At 48.6% G+C, this 17,968-nt stretch carries 16 protein-coding genes and 3 tRNA genes; 9 read left to right on the top strand and 10 right to left on the bottom strand.

From position 1 onward, the window contains the following. Nucleotides 1–22 precede the first annotated feature (22 nt). The 4 genes from DBY97_RS11460 to DBY97_RS03885 all read right to left on the bottom strand — a co-directional run bounded on the left by DBY97_RS11460 (nt 23) and on the right by DBY97_RS03885 (nt 6,019). Entirely contained in the window at nt 23–3,142 is a 3,120-nt protein-coding gene (locus DBY97_RS11460) for an Mbeg1-like protein (protein ID WP_234394517.1), read from the bottom strand. A 315-nt stretch (nt 3,143–3,457) separates the two neighbouring features. Further along, nucleotides 3,458–5,686: a DNA internalization-related competence protein ComEC/Rec2 gene (locus DBY97_RS03895; protein ID WP_107857507.1), complete on the bottom strand. Its 2,229-nt coding sequence runs from the start codon at nt 5,684–5,686 to the stop codon at nt 3,458–3,460. A 169-nt stretch (nt 5,687–5,855) separates the two neighbouring features. Next, nucleotides 5,856–5,930: transfer RNA gene (locus DBY97_RS03890), tRNA-Glu, on the bottom strand. A 12-nt stretch (nt 5,931–5,942) separates the two neighbouring features. Beyond that, nucleotides 5,943–6,019 (bottom strand) — tRNA-Arg (locus DBY97_RS03885). A 115-nt stretch (nt 6,020–6,134) separates the two neighbouring features. Here DBY97_RS03885 and DBY97_RS03880 point away from each other — a divergent pair. Together DBY97_RS03880 and DBY97_RS03875 are read left to right on the top strand one after the other, a co-directional pair. Further along, a complete protein-coding gene (locus DBY97_RS03880) occupies nt 6,135–7,526 on the top strand; it encodes a 3'-5' exonuclease family protein (protein ID WP_107857506.1) in 1,392 nt (463 codons plus the stop codon). A 198-nt stretch (nt 7,527–7,724) separates the two neighbouring features. Beyond that, entirely contained in the window at nt 7,725–8,516 is a 792-nt protein-coding gene (locus tag DBY97_RS03875) for a Cof-type HAD-IIB family hydrolase (RefSeq protein ID WP_107857505.1), read from the top strand. A gap of 67 nt (nt 8,517–8,583) precedes the next feature. Here DBY97_RS03875 and DBY97_RS03870 read toward each other — a convergent pair whose 3' ends face one another. The 4 genes from DBY97_RS03870 to DBY97_RS03855 form a co-directional block, all read right to left on the bottom strand. Next, nucleotides 8,584–8,790: a DUF2788 domain-containing protein gene (locus tag DBY97_RS03870; RefSeq protein ID WP_003680520.1), complete on the bottom strand. Its 207-nt coding sequence runs from the start codon at nt 8,788–8,790 to the stop codon at nt 8,584–8,586. An 89-nt stretch (nt 8,791–8,879) separates the two neighbouring features. Continuing rightward, nucleotides 8,880–10,049 (bottom strand): O-succinylhomoserine sulfhydrylase, encoded by a 1,170-nt coding sequence (metZ, locus tag DBY97_RS03865; protein ID WP_107857504.1) that lies wholly within the window; start codon nt 10,047–10,049, stop codon nt 8,880–8,882. A 144-nt stretch (nt 10,050–10,193) separates the two neighbouring features. Beyond that, on the bottom strand, nt 10,194–10,754 hold the full coding sequence (locus DBY97_RS03860) for a DUF3465 domain-containing protein (protein WP_003747405.1): 561 nt from the start codon (nt 10,752–10,754) through the stop codon (nt 10,194–10,196). A gap of 121 nt (nt 10,755–10,875) precedes the next feature. Beyond that, nucleotides 10,876–11,682, bottom strand: coding sequence for a hypothetical protein (locus DBY97_RS03855; RefSeq protein WP_107857503.1), 807 nt, complete (start codon nt 11,680–11,682; stop codon nt 10,876–10,878). A 165-nt stretch (nt 11,683–11,847) separates the two neighbouring features. Here DBY97_RS03855 and DBY97_RS03850 point away from each other — a divergent pair, with 165 nt between their 5' ends. The 3 genes from DBY97_RS03850 to DBY97_RS03840 all read left to right on the top strand — a co-directional run bounded on the left by DBY97_RS03850 (nt 11,848) and on the right by DBY97_RS03840 (nt 13,349). Next, nucleotides 11,848–12,099: an NGO1151 family protein gene (locus DBY97_RS03850; RefSeq protein WP_070588139.1), complete on the top strand. Its 252-nt coding sequence runs from the start codon at nt 11,848–11,850 to the stop codon at nt 12,097–12,099. A gap of 76 nt (nt 12,100–12,175) precedes the next feature. Continuing rightward, on the top strand, nt 12,176–12,979 hold the full coding sequence (locus DBY97_RS03845; protein ID WP_049347925.1) for a basic amino acid ABC transporter substrate-binding protein: 804 nt from the start codon (nt 12,176–12,178) through the stop codon (nt 12,977–12,979). Between the two features lie 130 nt (nt 12,980–13,109). After that, nucleotides 13,110–13,349, top strand: coding sequence for a putative hemolysin (locus tag DBY97_RS03840; protein WP_107857502.1), 240 nt, complete (start codon nt 13,110–13,112; stop codon nt 13,347–13,349). Nucleotides 13,350–13,414: 65 nt separating this feature from the next. On the opposite strand, the gene serS is transcribed toward DBY97_RS03840, so the two are convergent. Both serS and DBY97_RS03830 read right to left on the bottom strand, forming a co-directional pair. Next, entirely contained in the window at nt 13,415–14,710 is a 1,296-nt protein-coding gene (gene serS / locus DBY97_RS03835; RefSeq protein WP_107857501.1) for a serine--tRNA ligase, read from the bottom strand. 125 nt (nt 14,711–14,835) lie between these two features. Continuing rightward, a tRNA-Glu gene (locus DBY97_RS03830) sits at nt 14,836–14,911 on the bottom strand. Nucleotides 14,912–15,044: 133 nt separating this feature from the next. Between DBY97_RS03830 and DBY97_RS03825 the strand changes: the two genes are divergently transcribed. The 4 genes from DBY97_RS03825 to dcd all read left to right on the top strand — a co-directional run bounded on the left by DBY97_RS03825 (nt 15,045) and on the right by dcd (nt 17,954). Next, complete coding sequence (locus DBY97_RS03825) at nt 15,045–15,944, top strand: recombination-associated protein RdgC (protein ID WP_107857500.1); 900 nt, start codon at nt 15,045–15,047, stop codon at nt 15,942–15,944. Between the two features lie 78 nt (nt 15,945–16,022). Next, on the top strand, nt 16,023–16,805 hold the full coding sequence (locus DBY97_RS03820; RefSeq protein ID WP_107857499.1) for an ADP-ribosylglycohydrolase family protein: 783 nt from the start codon (nt 16,023–16,025) through the stop codon (nt 16,803–16,805). A gap of 24 nt (nt 16,806–16,829) precedes the next feature. Then, on the top strand, nt 16,830–17,261 hold the full coding sequence (locus DBY97_RS03815) for a hypothetical protein (protein ID WP_107857498.1): 432 nt from the start codon (nt 16,830–16,832) through the stop codon (nt 17,259–17,261). 126 nt (nt 17,262–17,387) lie between these two features. Continuing rightward, nucleotides 17,388–17,954: a dCTP deaminase gene (gene dcd / locus DBY97_RS03810; RefSeq protein ID WP_003680541.1), complete on the top strand. Its 567-nt coding sequence runs from the start codon at nt 17,388–17,390 to the stop codon at nt 17,952–17,954. Nucleotides 17,955–17,968: the final 14 nt, after the last annotated feature.

Here is a 17,968-nt window from a genome sequence, read left to right as displayed (position 1 = left end):
GCCTTAAACTTTAAAACAACCATCAGCCAATAATATTGGCGGCTGTCAGCTGCGCAGCATCTTCATTGTAGAAACGTGCAAACTCTGTGCTGCTTTCAGCTCCTGCGCCCCGATACGCCAAGGTTTTTTGGGCGCTGTTGAACACAAGATACGAGCGGTCGGGGCTGAATGTATCCACATCTCGGACAAACAAATCCGCCCAGCTAACCTGGCTTTCTTTCTCATTGAGCAGCGGACGCATAGCGCTCAAATCCAACTTGTCTTTGACCGGATTGAAATCCAGCAAGTGATCCAGTTTGCCCTCGCGGACATCCCATGCAGTAAATGCCACCGTATCTCTACCCTCGCCGGTAACAATGGTATCGCCACCAAGTCCGCCTGCCAGATAATCATTGCCATCGCTGCCTTTCAAGACATCGTCAGCCGCGCTGCCATGCAAGGCCGCTACGCCTTTGTTGTCTCCACTGATGCTGACAGACCAATCAAAACCATTTTTACCTAAGTCGATTTCCTTGCCGTTTGCCGCATACGCCATCTTATCGCCCTGTTGGTGCGCCGCCATTTCTACGCCTTTGAGGGACAAGACGTTACCGGCTGCATCCTCTGTCTGAACCACGGCAAGCATGGGCCGGTCATCGGTATAAATGGCAGAGGTACCGGTTGCGTATGGCGTTTCTTGGGCATCATTACTGCTGCTACCCCATTTCTTTTCAATGCCGTCTGAAAAACCGTCTTGGTCAGAATCCCTCAAATAAGGATTGACGTAATGCTTGTCGATACGTTTACCTTGGGAGAAGTATTGTTCAAGTTTGGTATCAAACTCATAAAAGCTGGTCATATTGTGTTTGCCCCATACATCATCGCTTTTAAAATCCAAAACCTTGGCATTCGGATATCTGCCCAATCCTTTATGAACTTGGGACGCAGCAGCTCCAGCAGCTGCACCTAGAGCAGCGCCAAATGGTCCCCCCAAAAGCCCACCGATTAACGCACCAATACCCGCACCTGTTTTACCAGAAAAACCATCTCCAACCCATTCGCCTTTGATTACATACGAATTGGTTTCATACAGATGGCGTGCCTGTGTTGTATCGGAGTCGTCTGCAATCTGTGTTTCCGCCATTTTATCGGCCATATCCCGTGCTTGTTTTAAGGCTTCAGGCGAGGCTTTGTCCACATTCAAAACAGCCGGATTAAACAGACTGCTGCGTTTGAAATCACTTGCCCAATCATTACGCTGTTGCATGGTATGTGCGGCAAAGTATTCTGCAAGATAGCCACCCAACGAATGTCCGGTCGAATACACATTTTTGGCATGAAGCGTATCAATATAACGGGCAATGTCATTCAGATATTTGGTTTGAGCCGGCAAATTACCGGTCATAATGTTCAAATCAGCCAAAACATCTTTAATGCTGGTAGCCTGCGTACCTCTAAACGCTACCACGACATTTTCCCAACCGCCCTTCTTGTTCGAATTGCCGAAAATCGCATAATCCAAACCGCCTCCCGGACTACCTGCCTTAAGCAATGTCCATTTCCCAACCAATTCAGATACATTGGCCTGATTGCTAAAATATTTGTCGTTAATATTCTTAGCAATAGAAGCATATTGCGTATTCCACCAATAATTGCCTTTAAATACAGTATGCAAAGCAGACGGAGATTCATAAGCCAATGAAGAGAACATCCGCAAATCACGCTCGGAAACATTCCACTCCTGCGGATTGCGGTCAATAGCATCGACCAAACCGTCGCCATCACTGTCTTTGGTAAAGATAGAATGCTGCGCCTGTTTAGCACTGGGTCGGACAATATCATTAGCTCTTTTTTGAGTGGCAATATTTTCCCAATACTGCAAAGAGGCCGTCTGAAGATGCTGCACTTGTTCGGCGGCATGTGTGACGGCGTGACCATCTTTATAAAGCACACGCATGGTCACACTGTCTTGACTGGTATCATGTTCGGGGTATCTAAAGGTTTTTGCAAAATCTACCTCTCTATCCGAAAATTTATAATTGGATACAGATGAATAGGTCTTGTGTTGCTCTCTAAGAGTCAACGTTTCGCCTGTTTCACGAATCGTAAATACCCAATCTTTGAGGGCCGGATTACTGACACTGGGACGGCCAATCAGACTGATATCCTTCGTACTCAAACCTTCAAAATGAATGCTGTTATGGCCCAGATTGTCTGAAATGACATCATGACCGCTACCACGGCGGAACACATAAGTATCGTCTCCGCTACCGCCTTCAAGCGTGTCATTTCCTTCGCCGCCATCTAAATAATCATTACCGGCATCGCCGCGTAAAATATCGTTGCCGGTACCGCCGTAAAGTTTGTCGTCGCCATCACCCGCCAACAGCAAGTCATAGCCTGCCTCTCCGCGAAGCACATCATTGCCGCGGCCTCCGATCAAACGGTTGTTGCCGATGTTGCCGATTAAGACGTTGTCGGAATGGTTGCCGAAGCCGAAATAATTGCCGCTGCCGGTCAAGGTCAGGTTTTCAACATGAGTCGGCAAACGGTAAGTCATACTTGTGTAGACTATATCAATGCCGCCATCGGCTTCTTCGATAACGACATCGTTTTGACTGTCTACATAATAGGTATCGTTGCCATTACCGCCGCGCATTACGTCTGCACCGATTCCGCCGTCTAAAACATCGTCGCCTTCGTTTCCTTCCAAATAATCGTTACCATGATCTCCACGCAAAATATCGTTGCCGTCGCCACCATAAAGTTTGTCGTCATCATCGCCTGCCAACAGCAAGTCATTACCCGCACCACCGTAAAGTACATCATTACCACGTCCGGCGCTCAAACGGTTGTTGCCGCTGTTGCCTATGAGGACGTTGTCGGAATTGTTGCCGAAACCAAAAATATTATCGTGGCCGGTCATCGTCAGGTTTTCAACATAATTCGGCAACGTATAAGTCGTATGGGTATAAACCGTATCCGTACCCTCGCCGTACCTTTCAACGATTTGGTCATTCCTGTTGTTCACAATAAAGGTATCGTTTCCTAAGCCGCCGTAAAAAATATTGTGTCCCAAGCTGCCATACAGCACATCATCACGACGTGTGCCGATAATCACTACGGACTCTTCGTTATTAGGTTGGTTTTGAGTTTCAGTCATTTCTTTTCCCTTTGTTAAATTTAATTTGAATGTGCAATAATGCGTTTAGATTATATAAGCAAGCTATAAACAAGTGAATTTATCCAGCCAAACAGATTCAAAATGATTATCAAATTAACAACAGTTATAAAATGACTTTGTTATTATTACCCTATTTTTAAACTGCCTATTTTTTCATCACAATTAATTTATTCTTTATTATCAAATATCAAACCAAACTATCCACAATTGGATTCACACAAAATTTGGATAATGCCCGTCAATGAAAAATATTAAGGCCGTCTGAAAAATCTATCAGACGGCCTTTTATCCTTTTTACTCAAACGGTTTCTTCTGCCAATAAAACTTATCCTTTTTCAGACGGCCTTGAAATATATCGCCCTGTCCCAAAGCAAACACCAACGCGCCTGACAAATCCGTTCTCAACAAAGTAATGCCGTGCGCGCGGACACGATTTTGTACGGCAACGGTCGGATGTTTGTAGGCATTGGCATAGCCGCTGGATGCCACGGCATATTGCGGCGAAACCGTATGCAGAAAGCTGCCCGACGAAGCCGTGCTACTGCCGTGATGTTGTCCCAATACCAACACTTGGCTATACAGCGCATTGCCGTATTTCTCAATCAAACCGGCCTCGCCCTTCACGCCTAAATCGCCGGTTATCAACAAGGCTTTGCCGTTTGCCACAACACGCAATACGCAACTTTGGTCATTATCTTCCTTGCCTGCATTTTCAGACGGCCTGAGTAACTCAAAATCTACGCCGTCCCATTGCCATTTGTCTTCTTGGCAAAACTCTGCATTCGGATAAAACTCAGGTTGTCCGACAAGCAATTTATCAGCACCGATAGCCGCCACACTTTGAAAACCGCCGTCATGGTCAATATCATGGTGCGACAAAATCAGGCTGTCCAAACGGCGCACACCCATAGCATTCAAACTCGGTACAATACCTGTTTGCGCCACTTGCTCCGTTCCCGTATCAAACAAAAGATTGCGGTTACGCGTTTGTATCAACACCGACAAACCTTGTCCTGCATCCATCACCGTAACTCTTGCCATCCCCTCCTCCAACTTGGCAGGACGGTAAAACACAAAACCCAATAAAACCAGACATGCCCAAGGTTTCAAGCCCATGCCTTTAGGCAACAATAACAGCAAAGCCGCCATCATCGCCAACACCAGCAAAGGCACGGGCACCGCTGCGACGGCAAATTCAGGCGATACCGTAGCCAGCCATACCAAACCGCGTAAAGTATATTCCGCCAAAAATGCCGCTACCAACTGGACAAGTTCGAACGGGAAAACAGAACCCAGCAAAGCCAACGGCGTCAACACCCAAGAAAACCAAGGAATAGCCAGCGCATTGACCAACGGACTGAACAAAGGTAACGAAGCAAACAAATAGCCCAGCAATACCACCGACAATACCGTCGCCGCCCATTGCCCCCGTACAGCCAAACGCCAGCCCGATTCTTTCAGACGGCCTGATGAAGCCCAAATCAAAGCAGCAACCAAACCGAAAGACAACCACGTTCCCACACCCAATACGGCCAACGGATCCAACAACAAAACAACGGCCAAAGCCTGCCACCACGCCTTCCAGCCCGAGCCGCCACTGCCGCGCCACCATGCCCACGCAAACGCAGCCAACATCAACACACTGCGTTGCGTCGGCACGGAAAAACCGGCCAAAAGCGCATAAAACAAAGCACCGGCAACACCACCAGCCAATATCCACACACGCGGTTTTGCCGGAATCCACGGCAAATAACGGAAAATTCGCTTGATCAGCCAGGCAAACAATACCGCCACCATTGTCACATGCAAGCCCGAAATACTGACCAAATGTGTCAGCCCCAAAGGACGGAATGCCTGCCACAAAGGCGGCCGCAACGCCGACTGCTCGCCAATACTCAAAGCACGCATCAGCCCTATGCCGTCTGAAAACTCAGGATATTTGTCCCCTGTTCTCTGCCAACTCCGGCTTACCGCATCACGCATATTAGCCAAACCCAAACCGCCACCTTGCCGCACGAGTTTTCTGTCACGCCCCAAAGTACCCATGCCATCGATACCATTGGCCAAAGCCCATGTTTCACGGTTCAAACCGCGCACATTCACTTCACCAATCACCGGCCTTACCCGCGCCGATACAGACCACCTGCTGCCCACCGCCCAATCACGCCGCTGATAATCCGACAACATCAAATCAAAAGCCTGCCCACGTTTATCCCAAGCCCTTGCCGCAAACTGCACGCGTCGACCATCATCACGCGGCATATCCGCCACTTCAACCGTCAAAACTTTAGCCGCCGCTTCCCCCACAGGCCATTGACCAGCCAACACCAGCCCGGTCCGCCACACACCAAACACCATGCCCACACAGACGGCCAGCACCAACCAAGCCACAGCAAATTTTCGACACAACGCAAGCGCGCCAATGATTACAGACAACCAAGCCCACCATGGTGGCACAAACGGCAGCGCAAACGAAAGCACTACACCCACCACCCAGGCAGGCAACACAAACCGCCACGCCATGAACGTTTTCCCTTAAATTATGATTATTAGATATGTAATAATAAATGCTTTTAGTAGATTATGACAAACGCCAACCTGTATTAGCAGATAAAAAGAGAGGTTCAAATCATTTCAAAACCAATAGACGCAAAAAAGCGCAATCTGAAACAGATTGCGCTTTTTTATAAACTGGCACGCCCACGGGGAATCGAACCCCGGTTACCGCCGTGAAAGGGCGATGTCCTAACCGCTAGACGATGGGCGCGGAGATTTTCTGTGGCGCACCCGGAGCGATTCGAACGCCCGACCCTCTGGTTCGTAGCCAGATACTCTATCCAACTGAGCTACGGGTGCATCAAGAAAGATTTGAATTATAAAGAGAGGGCTGTTTACTGTCAAGCGTTTTATTTGGAAAACTTGCAGACAGCGTGTAAAATGCGCATTTGCTATTGAATTTACAGAGAATAAAATGTCAGATTTCGCACACTGGCCGCTCTTATCCGAAGCATTTTCCCGTTTGGGACGGCCTGTGGTCGTGGTGGATTTGGAGACGACCGGTGGAAATTTCTATCAAGACAGGATAACGGAAGTCGCCCTTGTTCGTTTTGAGCAAGGACGCGCCACACATTACGAGCAATTGGTCAATCCTTGCCGCAGCATTCCCGAATTTGTTGCCAGACTGACCGGGATTCATGATGAAACAGTGAAAAACGCGCCTGTCTTTGCCGATATTGCAGCCGATTTGTTGCCGCTATTGCAAGGTGCAGTGGTTGTTGCCCACAACAGCCGCTTTGACTACACCTTCCTGCGCCACGAGTTTGCCCGTATCCATACTGACTTTGCCGCACCCTCGCTCTGTACGGTTCAACTGTCGCGCCGTCTCTATCCTGAGTTTTACAAACACAGTCTCGACAGCATTATCGAACGCACCGGCATTCAGACGGCCAACCGCCACCACGCTATGACTGATGTTGTCGCATTATGTGATTATCTAGAATTAAGTCTGGCAGAAAAAAATCATCAACAATGGGACGAACACGTCCGTGTATTGATGAATCCGAAAATGTTGCCCACTTGGCTGCCTGATTCGCTCGCACAACAGCTCTATGCCCTGCCCGACAGTTACGGCGTATTGGTTTGGCTTGACCATTTCGACAAAGCCCAAGCCATTGAAGCACACGAACGCGCATACAGTGAAACCGCCACCCTGCTGCACAGCAAAAAACTGCCGCCGCACATCAAAGCCGCAGCCTCTATCCGTTTTATTCCGGCAGTCGGGCAGCTTCACACATTATGGCTCAAAGCCCAGACCATGCAGGAATACCAACTGATGCCGTCTGAAAAGCCCACATCGTTTTCTACCGTCCGCTTTATCGCTGACGAACACGGCAGCCTTCAAGCACGCATCGTCTTGTTAAACAGCGGCACAAGAAATTGGCGTCCATACGGTTTGTTTGCCCACAAAAAAGCAGCCAAACGCGCCTTGACGCAATGGTCGCAAGAACACAGGCTCTGCCCGGATTCGCTCAACATTTTGCCGACCAGCTACGCAAAGGGCGAACCCTGCCCAGTTGAGGCCGTCGGAAAATGCAACGGCAACTGCCGCCAACCCGACGGCATCAAACATCAAAACCAACGCATTACCGAGCTTGCCCACCTACTCCCCGTAACCGATTGGGGCAAAGCGCATGAAATCGAAATTACCGAAACCGACCCCCTGACCGGAAACAGCATTACCCTGCTCTGCGCCGGCGGCGCGTTGGCATTGCCTGACGGCAGCTGGTATTTCGACAGCAGTCTGCCTATCGTGATTAAAAACAAATTCAGGCAAGACAAAGAAAATATCCGTCTGATTGCTTAAAACAAGGCCGTCTGAAAACCAAATTTTCAGACGGCCTATTGTGAATAACTTGCCGCTTTATTCTCAAAATAAAAATCTGCCTAAATTTTAATCAGAACTTATTTTTATAATAGCAATCAAATACTAAACCAATTTATACACAAGCTGTTCACACAATTTTCAATGAAAGCTGTGTATACCCAGTCCAACGAGTAAACCATGCACAACCCTGAAATCATCTTCTTTGACATCGACGACACCCTCTATCGAAAATACACGGATACCCTGCGTCCTTCGGTTGCCCAAGCCATGCGCGCATTGAAAGCCAAAGGCGTTTTGACTGCCATTGCCACCGGCCGTCCGGAAGCCGCCATTCCCGCCAAAGTCAAAGCCTTGATTCAAGAATGCGGTATCGACATGCTCGTTACCATCAACGGCCAATATATTTCCTTTCGAGGCGAACCTCTGCAAAGTTACCCCTTGGATATTGCCGACATCAAAACCGCCATTAACCTGCTTGAACAACATAAAATAGACTACGCATTCGTCAACAACCAAGAAATTGCCGTTTCCTCCCATTCGCCGCGCGTTGCCGAAGGCTTATCGCATATCCTGCCCAACTTCCTGGCGGACAAAGAATATTTCCGCAAACAACCTGTTTATCAAATGTTGGTCTTTGTGGATAAGGAAGAAGAAAAAATCCTGCAACCGCTAACTCAGCAACAAGGCTTCAAATCCGTCCGCTGGCATGAATATGCTGTGGACCTGCTGCGCAAAGAAGGTTCAAAAGCACGGGGCATCGCCCACGCAGTGGAAAAACTGGGCATTGATATGAGCAAAGTAATGGCATTCGGCGACAGCTTCAACGACTTGGAAATGCTGTCAACCGTCGGCTTTGGCGTTGCCATGGACAATGGCGAAGAAGCAGCCAAAGCGGCCGCACAATTCGTCTGCCCAAGTGTTGATGAAGACGGCGTCTTGCGCGGCTTGCAAGAATTGGGCGTAATTTAAAACATCAAATCAAAAGGCCGTCTGAACATTTTTTCAGACGGCCTTGTTCTATCAATAAACTTCCTGCCTACTTCGGCAATACCAAAAAACTAATCAGCAATTCTTTAAATACGAACCCAAACACACCCAAGCCCAAAACCAAGAAGAGCATGGCAATGCCGAATTTGCCGGCTTTGGATTCTTTACCCAAGTTCCAAACGATAAAGCCCAAAAAGATAATCAGGCCACTCAGTAGGATTTTCATTGCCCATGAGGCGAATTCTGCTTCAGTCATTATTTTTTTCCTTTTATTCTTAAGATGTGTGTTTAATTGCTTTCAGACGGCCTATTAAAATTTAAGGCCGTCTGAAATTTGTTTTTAGATTATTTGTTCAATGCTTGTTGCAAATCATCAATCAAATCGTCGATGTATTCCAAACCGACAGAGAGGCGGATCAAGCCCGGGCGGATATTGGCGGCGAGTTTTTCTTCAGGCTGCATCCGGCCGTGCGTGGTTGTCCACGGATGGGTGATGGTTGAACGCACATCGCCGAGGTTGGCAGTACGGGAGAAAAGCTCCACGCCGTCCACGACTTTCCATGCTGCTTCTTGGTCGGCGACTTCAAAGCCGATGACGATGCCGCCGCCGTTTTGCTGTTTACGGATCAGTTCAGCTTGCGGATGGTCGGGCAAACCAGTGTAGTACACGGCTTGGACTTGCGGCTGTTGTTGCAGCCATTGGGCAATTTTTAACGCATTATCAAACTGTTTTTCCATACGCAGCGACAGGGTTTCCACGCCGCTCAACAGCTGCCATGCGTTAAACGGAGACATCGCCAAACCGCAAGAGTTGCAATATACGGCAACTTGCGTCATCAATTCTTCCGAACCGGCCAACACGCCGCCCATCACGCGGCCGTGTCCGTCAATCGCTTTGGTTGCAGAAGACACGGAAATATCCGCACCGTGTTTCAAAGGCTGCGAACCGACGGGCGACAAGAGGCTATTGTCCACCACCAAAAGCGCGCCGATGCTGTGCGCCAGTTCAGCCAGCACTTCCAAATCGGCAACTTCGCCCAATGGATTGGACGGAGTTTCCAAGAAAAACAGTTTGGTATTGGGCTTGATGGCAGCTTTCCATTCATCTACATCAACCGGCGATACATGGCTGACTTCGATGCCGAACTTGGTAACGATGTTATTGATGAAACCGACGGTCGTGCCGAACAGGCTGCGGCTGGAAACAACGTGGTCGCCTGCTTGCAAGAAGGTAAAAAACGCCGCCTGAATTGCAGACATACCGGTCGAAGTGGCTACCGCGCGCTCTGCGCCTTCCAATGCGGCAATGCGTTTTTCAAAAGCGGCAGTAGTCGGATTGGCTGTACGGGTATAGGTAAAACCTTTAATTTTTTTGGAAAACAAATCTGCCGCATGTTGTGCGCTTTCCCACATGAAGCTGCTGGTCAAAAACAGCGCCTGATTGTGTTCACGATATTCGGTCTGCTCTTTGCCGCCCCGGATGGCCAGCGTTTGCGGATGAAGTTTTTTGTTCATTTATTCTCCAATCTACTGTGTATTCCAATGGACGGAACAATATTTTTCCGTCTGTTTAACTTGTTAACATTTTGCGCCGATTTCTACCATCTTTCAAGCCGAAGGCCGTGTTTCAGGCCGTCTGAAAAAACAGGAAAACCGTTTTTACTGATAAAGGCGGCCGTCGTGTTTCAACCAGCCGTCAGTATGCCGACCTGACGGGTCATGGTGCGTCCAATGGATAACGCCGCCCTGCTCCGACCATTCGTATTCTCCGTAAAACGCTACTTTATCGCCTTTTTTCAAACCTTTAATCTTATCGGCAAGGTCGATATTGTGTGCCACCAAAAGCGTCTGGCCGCTGGAGAGCTTCAAGATAAAGCGTTGGTGGCGCGTGCCTTTGTTGTCATCCGGCAGGGTTTTCCATACCGTGCCCTCGCCCTCAACCTGAATATCGCTTTGTTCGTTTTCAAACGCCTGTTTCAAAACTGCTTCTGCCGATTGTTTGCCCGAACCGGTTTGCTGTTGAGCCGTATCGGCGTTTTCTCCGCCCGCATTGTTTTGTTTTTGAACGGCTTCTATTTTCTGCTGATGCTGCGATTGTAACGGCTGCTTGTTTTGCATTTTTTGATAGGCAAATACGGCAACCAGAGCAATCAGCAATACAATGATTTTGTTTTTATTCATAACAATCTCAAAAAAAATGCCCGATTCTGCATCGGGCATATCAACTATTTAGAAAGGATATTTATCACGAAAACGTGAGCCGCCATTATACACGCTTCGCAAAATTTTAAGGGAAATTTATGCCAAAGGCCATCTGAAACTTTTCAGACGGCCCGGATACTCAGCGGCGGTATTTCATTTCAACCTTCATATCGTCCAGAATACGTTTGACGTTGTGTTCCAATACATCTTCCACCAAACCCGGCGCCTGCTCGTTGAGCATTTGCTGCAATTGGTAAGTGAACACGGCCATTTGTTTTTGCACGGCAATCCGAATCATGCCGTTGACTGCATCGGCCACATGGGGGCGTAAACGCTTAATCAGACGCTCGGTCAAATCTTTTTCAGAAACGCAGAATACTTCCCGACGGCCAATCGCTTGCGGGTTCAATACATTGATATGGACATTGACGGCCGGTTCTTTTTCAGGTTCAAGGCCGTCTGAAACCGCTCCTTCAGCCGCTTGCGCATTATCATTTTCCGGTTTTTCAGTTTCTTCCACTTCAGGCGCATCAAAATCTACGGCACCTGATTTCGGATTCAGTCTGACAGTGCGCGTCGATTCGATATGACGCTCTGAAGCTGCAGCCTGCAACGCCGATTGCGCACTCAACCAGTTGTCCTGCAAAACCACCATTGCATCGGTTTCTACTGCTTCGCCCTCGTCGGCAAGAGCAGTATTGTGTTCCAACTGCCAGCGATACAAATATTCTTCCAATACTTTTTCACGATTGCCCGCATCCAGTTTATATTCTTTTTTAGGCGCGGTTTTGGGCGCAGCATCGACAGCGTCGTCCGATTTTTTAACCAATGGTGCATGAGTCGGCGCGGTATTGAATTGTCGTGCCTGACGCAATCTTTCCAAGCGTTTTTCCCAATTCAGGTCTTCTTCCTCGAGGGCTGTGGGGTCAAGACGGTTGTTTTCCATAATAATCTCGTTTTTTCATTTTTATTGTGAACCGCATTCAAACAAAAAACGCTTGAACTGCGGTCGATGGTTGGACATATCCGGCAAGCCGGCGCAAGCGTCACATTTTAATATTAATTCACTATATAATCACTATTTTATTTAATACACCCTCAAGGATACATCATGAGCAGCATCGAACAACGCCTCGAATACTTGGAAGAAGCCAACGACGTTTTGCGTATGCAAAACCACGTCCTCGCCACCGCCCTCAAAGGCCTCATCCGTTCCCTGCCCTCCGACATGGCCAACGATGCCGTAGAATCCATCCAGCTTGCCTTTGAAGACGCGTTGGCAGAATTGAGCTACGAAGACAGCCCGCACACCGACCTTTTCCATGACGTAACCTACGCATTTTTCCGAGAAAAAGACCACTGATTTCGGCTAGTTTGTTCACAAAATTATGCTAAACTAAGATTTTATCCGTTAACATTTTATTAAGAAAGCACATATCATGAACATGAAAAAATGGCTGGCCACTGCCCTCGCTTGTTCCGCCCTTGCCCTGACTGCCTGCGGCGGTCAAAGCAACAATGCCTCTGCTCCTGCCGATAAAGTGTACCGCGTCGGCTCCAATGCCGAGTTTGCCCCATTTGAATCTTTGGATTCTGCCGGCAAAGTGGAAGGTTTTGACGTTGACTTGATGAATGCCATGGCCAAAGCCGGCAACTTCAAAGTCGAATTCAAACACCAGCCATGGGAAAGCCTCTTCCCTTCTCTGAACAACGGCGACGTGGACATCGTTATGTCCGGCGTAACCATCACTGACGACCGCAAACAAAGCATGCTCTTCAGCGATCCATACTTTGAAATCACCCAAGTTGTCCTCGTTCCAAAAGGCAAAAAAGTAGCTTCCTCCGAAGACCTGAAAAACATGGCTAAAGTCGGCGTGGTAACCGGCTACACCGGCGACTTCTCCGTTTCCAAACTCTTGGGCAACGATAATCCGAAAATCGCCCGCTTTGAAAGCGTTCCCCTGATTATCAAAGAATTGGAAAACGGTGGTTTGGATTCCGTCGTCAGCGACAGCGCAGTCATTGCCAACTATGTGAAAAACAACCCGACCAAAGGCCTAGATTTCATCTCCCTGCCCGACTTCACCATCGAAAACTACGGTATCGCTGCACGCAAAGGCGACGAAGCAACCATCAAAATGTTGAACGATGCGCTGAAAAAAGTACGCGAAAGTGGCGAATACGACAAAATTTACGCCAAATACTTTGCTAAAGAAGGCGAAAAAACCGAAGCAGCCAAATAATCTGGTTTGACTTCTTAATTCTTAAGGCCGTCTGAAAATTTTTCAGACGGCCTTTAATCTGTTTAACTCAATTAAACGCAAGCATCCCCTATAATCCGCTTGTTTTTATCCTTCAAATGAAAGACACGCCATGATCAAACCCATCATCCTTAGCCTCACTGCCGCAACCGCTTTGGCCGCCTGCTCCGCTTCTGAAAAACAAGAATCTCCTAACGTCGGCGTGGCCAATCCTGCTTCTGAATTCTGTGTCAAACAAGGCGGCAAATCCGAAATCAAAAAAGACAAAGACGGTGGCGAATACGGCGTGTGCCACTTGCCTGACGGTACCGTTGTCGAAGAATGGGAATATTTCCGTCAACACAACAAATAATTGTTCAATCATAGAAAAGGCCGTCTGAACCCAAGTTTCAGACGGCCTTTTTATTTAAACAACGATTATTTTACTTCCAATTTGGTCACGCCACCCATATACGGTTGCAACGCAGCAGGAACATTAATGCTGCCGTCGGCATTTTGATGGTTTTCCAATACCGCCACCAAAGTACGGCCGACAGCCAAGCCTGAGCCGTTCAAAGTATGTACCAAACGGTTTTTACCGTTTTCATCTTTGAAACGCGCTTTCATGCGGCGAGCTTGGAAATCTTCGCAGTTGGAGCAGCTGGAAATCTCACGATAAGTATTTTGCGCAGGAACCCAAACTTCCAAGTCGTAGGTTTTGGTTGCGCCGAAGCCCATGTCGCCGGTACACAAAGTGATCACGCGGTATGGCAGTTCCAACGCTTTCAAAATATTTTCAGCGTGTCCGACCATTTCTTCCAGCGCTTCGTATGATTTTTCCGGATGAACGATTTGCACCATTTCCACTTTGTCGAATTGATGTTGGCGAATCAAACCGCGCACGTCTTTGCCGTATGCGCCCGCTTCGGAGCGGAAACATGGGGAATGCGCAGTCAATTTCAACGGCAAATCACTGCCGGCCACGATGCTGTCGGCAACAGTATTCGTCAGCGTCACTTCTGCAGTCGGAATCAGATATTGCGTTTTCTTACTCTCATCACCGCCGCGGGTAACGTGGAATAAATCTTCTGCAAATTTAGGCAGTTGGCCCGTACCTTGCAGGGTCAGATCGTCCACAATGTAAGGCGTGTAATGTTCGGTATAGCCGTGTTTCAGCGTGTGCGTGTCCAGCATGAACTGAGCCAAAGCGCGATGCAGACGGGCGATTTGGCCTTTCATCACGGTAAAACGCGCGCCGGAAAGTTTCGCACCGCCTTCAAAATCCAAACCCAAAGGCTCGCCCAAATCAACATGGTCTTTGATTTCAAAGTCAAATTCGCGCGGCGTGCCGACTTTGCGGACTTCGACGTTTTCAGTTTCGTCTTTACCGACAGGAACACTTTCGTGCGGCAGGTTCGGAATGCTCAGCAGCCAAGCATCCAATTCTTTCTGAACGGCATCCAAATCAGCGGCAGCCTGCTCCAAATCCGCCTTGATTTGGGCAACCTGATCCATCGCAGCTTGAGCCTCTTCGTGTTTGCCTTGACCTTTCAACGCACCGATTTGTTTGGAAATACTGTTGCGCGAAGCCTGCAACTCTTCTGTTTTCACTTGAACGGCTTTGCGTTGCTCTTCCAAAGCGTTGAAACGCGCGGTATCAAACTCGTAACCGCGGGCGGCCAAACGTTCGGCAACTGCGGCGGTATTGCTGCGGAGCAATTGGATGTCTAACATTGTTTTCTCTCGTTAAGATTCAGAATGGCATTATTGTAAACCAATTTAAAGATATTTTCACAGCGACAGGCCGTCTGAAAACAAAAAACGCCCCTGCGAAAAGCAGGAGCGTTTTTTAAGAATTCTGGCACGCCCACGGGGATTCGAACCCCGGTTGCCGCCGTGAAAGGGCAGTGTCCTAGGCCTCTAGACGATGGGCGCGTAACCGAAGCGCGAACTATACAGAAAGCCTTTTCTTCTGTCAACGCCTTTACTGCATTTTTAAAGATGCTGCCGATTTCCGTATGTTATTTTCCCTGTATAATGCCGGTTTTAATAAAAAGGAAAACTCGCCATGTGGTTTAAGCAAATCAGTTTTTATCCGCTCAACAAAGACAAATTGCCCGAATTGGAAGTCCTTACCGACAAATTGGCGCAATCCGAATTTGCCCATTGTCAGGGTTTGGACTGGTTTAGCGAAGGCTTTGCCACGCCGGTTTCCTTTTCACCCGAGTTGGTTTTCCCTGCCGATTACACTTGGCGCGTAGCCCTGAAAAAAGAAGAAAAAGTCCTACCCGCCGGCGTGATCCGCGATATTTTGGATGAAAAGGTTTTGGAAATCCAAAACAACGAAGCGCGCAATGTCGGCCGCAAGGAAAAACAAGAGCTGAAAGAGCAGATTACCGACGACCTGCTGCCCCGTGCCTTTACGCGCAGCAGCCGCACGCAAGCGATTTTCGACACGCGCCACGGGTATCTTTTGGTCAACAATGCCGCATCTGCCAAAGCGGAAAACATCCTGACCAAACTGCGCGAAGCGTTGGGCGGTTTAGAAGCCTCGCTGCCCAACACCAAACAATCGCCCTCTTCCCTGATGACCAGCTGGCTGCTGCAAGGCCATTGCGAAGGCGGTTTTGAATTGGACAGCGATTGCGAACTCAAAGGCGTAGGCGATGTTGTTCCGGTCGTCAAAGTTTCCAAACAAGACCTGACCGCCGACGAAGTGGTACAACACGTCAAAAACGGCAAAACCGTTACCCAGCTGGGCTTGGTATGGCGCGAACAAATCGCGTTCATCCTTACCCAAGACTTTACACTCAAACGCATCCAGTATCTGGACGTTTTGCAAGAAGAAGCCGAAAGCAACGGCGACGATGCCGCCAGCCTCGCCTTTGCCTCGCAAATCCTGATGACCGAAGCCATCAGCACCATGTTGGAAGAACTGGTTTCTTATTTGGGCGGCTGGCAAGAGTAATTTTTCAGACGGCCTTTTGATTGGGAAATATCAAAGGCCGTCTGAAAGATAAATAGAAGTATCAGAAAGGATGTCATGATGTTGGGCGCAGTCATTGGCGATATTGCCGGATCACGATTCGAGTTTGACAACTACCGTCACACTGATTTTGACATTTTCAGCCTCGACAGCGACTTTACCGATGACACGATTTGCACTGTTGCCATTGCCGATTGGGTTTTACAAGGCTGCAACAATAATTTGGCCTCTATTTTGCAAGGCTGGTGTAGGGCATATCCCTGCCCTAAAGGCGCATATGGCGGACGCTTCTCACAATGGATAGAATGGGAAGATCCAGAACCCTATAATAGCTGGGGCAACGGCTCGGCCATGCGTGTTTCTGCCGTTGGTTGGGCATTTGCCACATTGGAAGAAACCCTGCATTTTGCCGAACAATCCGCCGCCGTAACGCACAACCACCCGGAAGGCATTAAAGGCGCGCAAGCCGTAGCCGCCGCCGTCTTTTGGGCGCGTACCGGTATGGGCAAAGCGCAAATCAAAGAAAACATTACGCGACAATTCGGCTACGATTTGAGCCAAAGTTGCGACCAAATCCGTCCGCATTATCATTTCAACGAAAGCTGTCAGGAAACCGTACCTCAAGCAGTTACCGCCTTTCTTGAAAGCGATGATTTTGAACACGCCATCCGACTGGCGGTTTCCCTGGGCGGAGACAGCGATACCTTGGCGGCCATTACCGGCAGTATTGCCGAAGCCTACTACGGTATCCCTGCATCCATGCGCGAACACGCTTTAGCCATATTGCCACGCCGCATTGCTGAAACCCTGCTGACTTTTGAATCCCAATATCAGGCCGTCTGAAACCGCCTGCAAAAAGGAACAATCATGATGAAATACCTTGCCCTACTTCCCGTCGCCTTCATGCTGGGTACGCCTGCCATTGCCGAAACCATCAATCCTTATCAGGAAAAAGGTTGCGCTTATGATGGCGATGTCGGCAAAGACGGCAAACCATCCGGCAAAGGCGCATGGAAATGCCAAGACGGCCGCAGCTATGTCGGCGCCTTTAAAAACGGCAAATTTGACGGCAAAGGCGTATATACCGTTTCCGGCAACAGCGAAACCTTTATTGAACCTTTCTCCTCCAACAGCGCTAAATTACGCAATATGACGCTGGAGGGCGTGTTCAAAAAAGGCAGGGCGCACGGAAACTTTACCGCCTCCCAAAACGGCACACCAGTCTTCATCATGAAATGCGAAGACGGTATGATTAAAGAAGTCAAACTGCCTAAGAAATCCGCTTCCAAAACCAAATAAACAGCCTTTCAGACGGCCTTATCCGGCTTTTAGGCCGTCTGAAACATCAATGAACAAGCCTGCTTATAAGGCTGTTGTGTTGATTTTAAAGAATTTCCAAACAACCCTTATCCCAGGACAATCACCATGAGCATTAAATCCGACAAATGGATACGCCGCATGGCCGAAGAACACGGCATGATTGAGCCGTTTGAGCCCAACCAAATCAAAGAGGCCAACGGCCAGCGCATCATTTCCTACGGCACATCCAGCTACGGCTACGACATCCGTTGCGCCAATGAATTTAAAATCTTCACCAATATCAACAGCACCATCGTCGACCCGAAAAATTTCGACCCGAAAAACTTCGTTACAGTCGAAGACGACTGCTGCATCATTCCGCCCAACTCCTTTGCACTGGCACGCACAGTCGAATATTTCCGTATCCCGCGCAACGTCCTGACCGTCTGCTTAGGTAAATCCACCTATGCTCGCTGCGGCATCATCGTCAACGTTACCCCGTTCGAGCCTGAGTGGGAAGGCTACGTTACGCTTGAGTTTTCCAACACCACGCCGCTACCGGCAAAAATCTACGCAGGCGAAGGCGTGGCTCAAGTCTTGTTCTTTGAAAGCGATGAAGTCTGCGAAACTTCATACAAAGACCGCAACGGCAAATACATGGGACAAACCGGTGTTACCCTGCCTAAGACTTAATACACAAAATAAAA

It is taken from the genome of Neisseria subflava (assembly GCF_003044645.1).
In the GTDB taxonomy this organism is placed as follows: Bacteria; Pseudomonadota; Gammaproteobacteria; order Burkholderiales; family Neisseriaceae; genus Neisseria; species Neisseria subflava_B.
The sequence above is the reverse complement of the archived record's forward strand: the minus strand, read 5'-3'. Positions and strand labels throughout refer to the sequence as shown.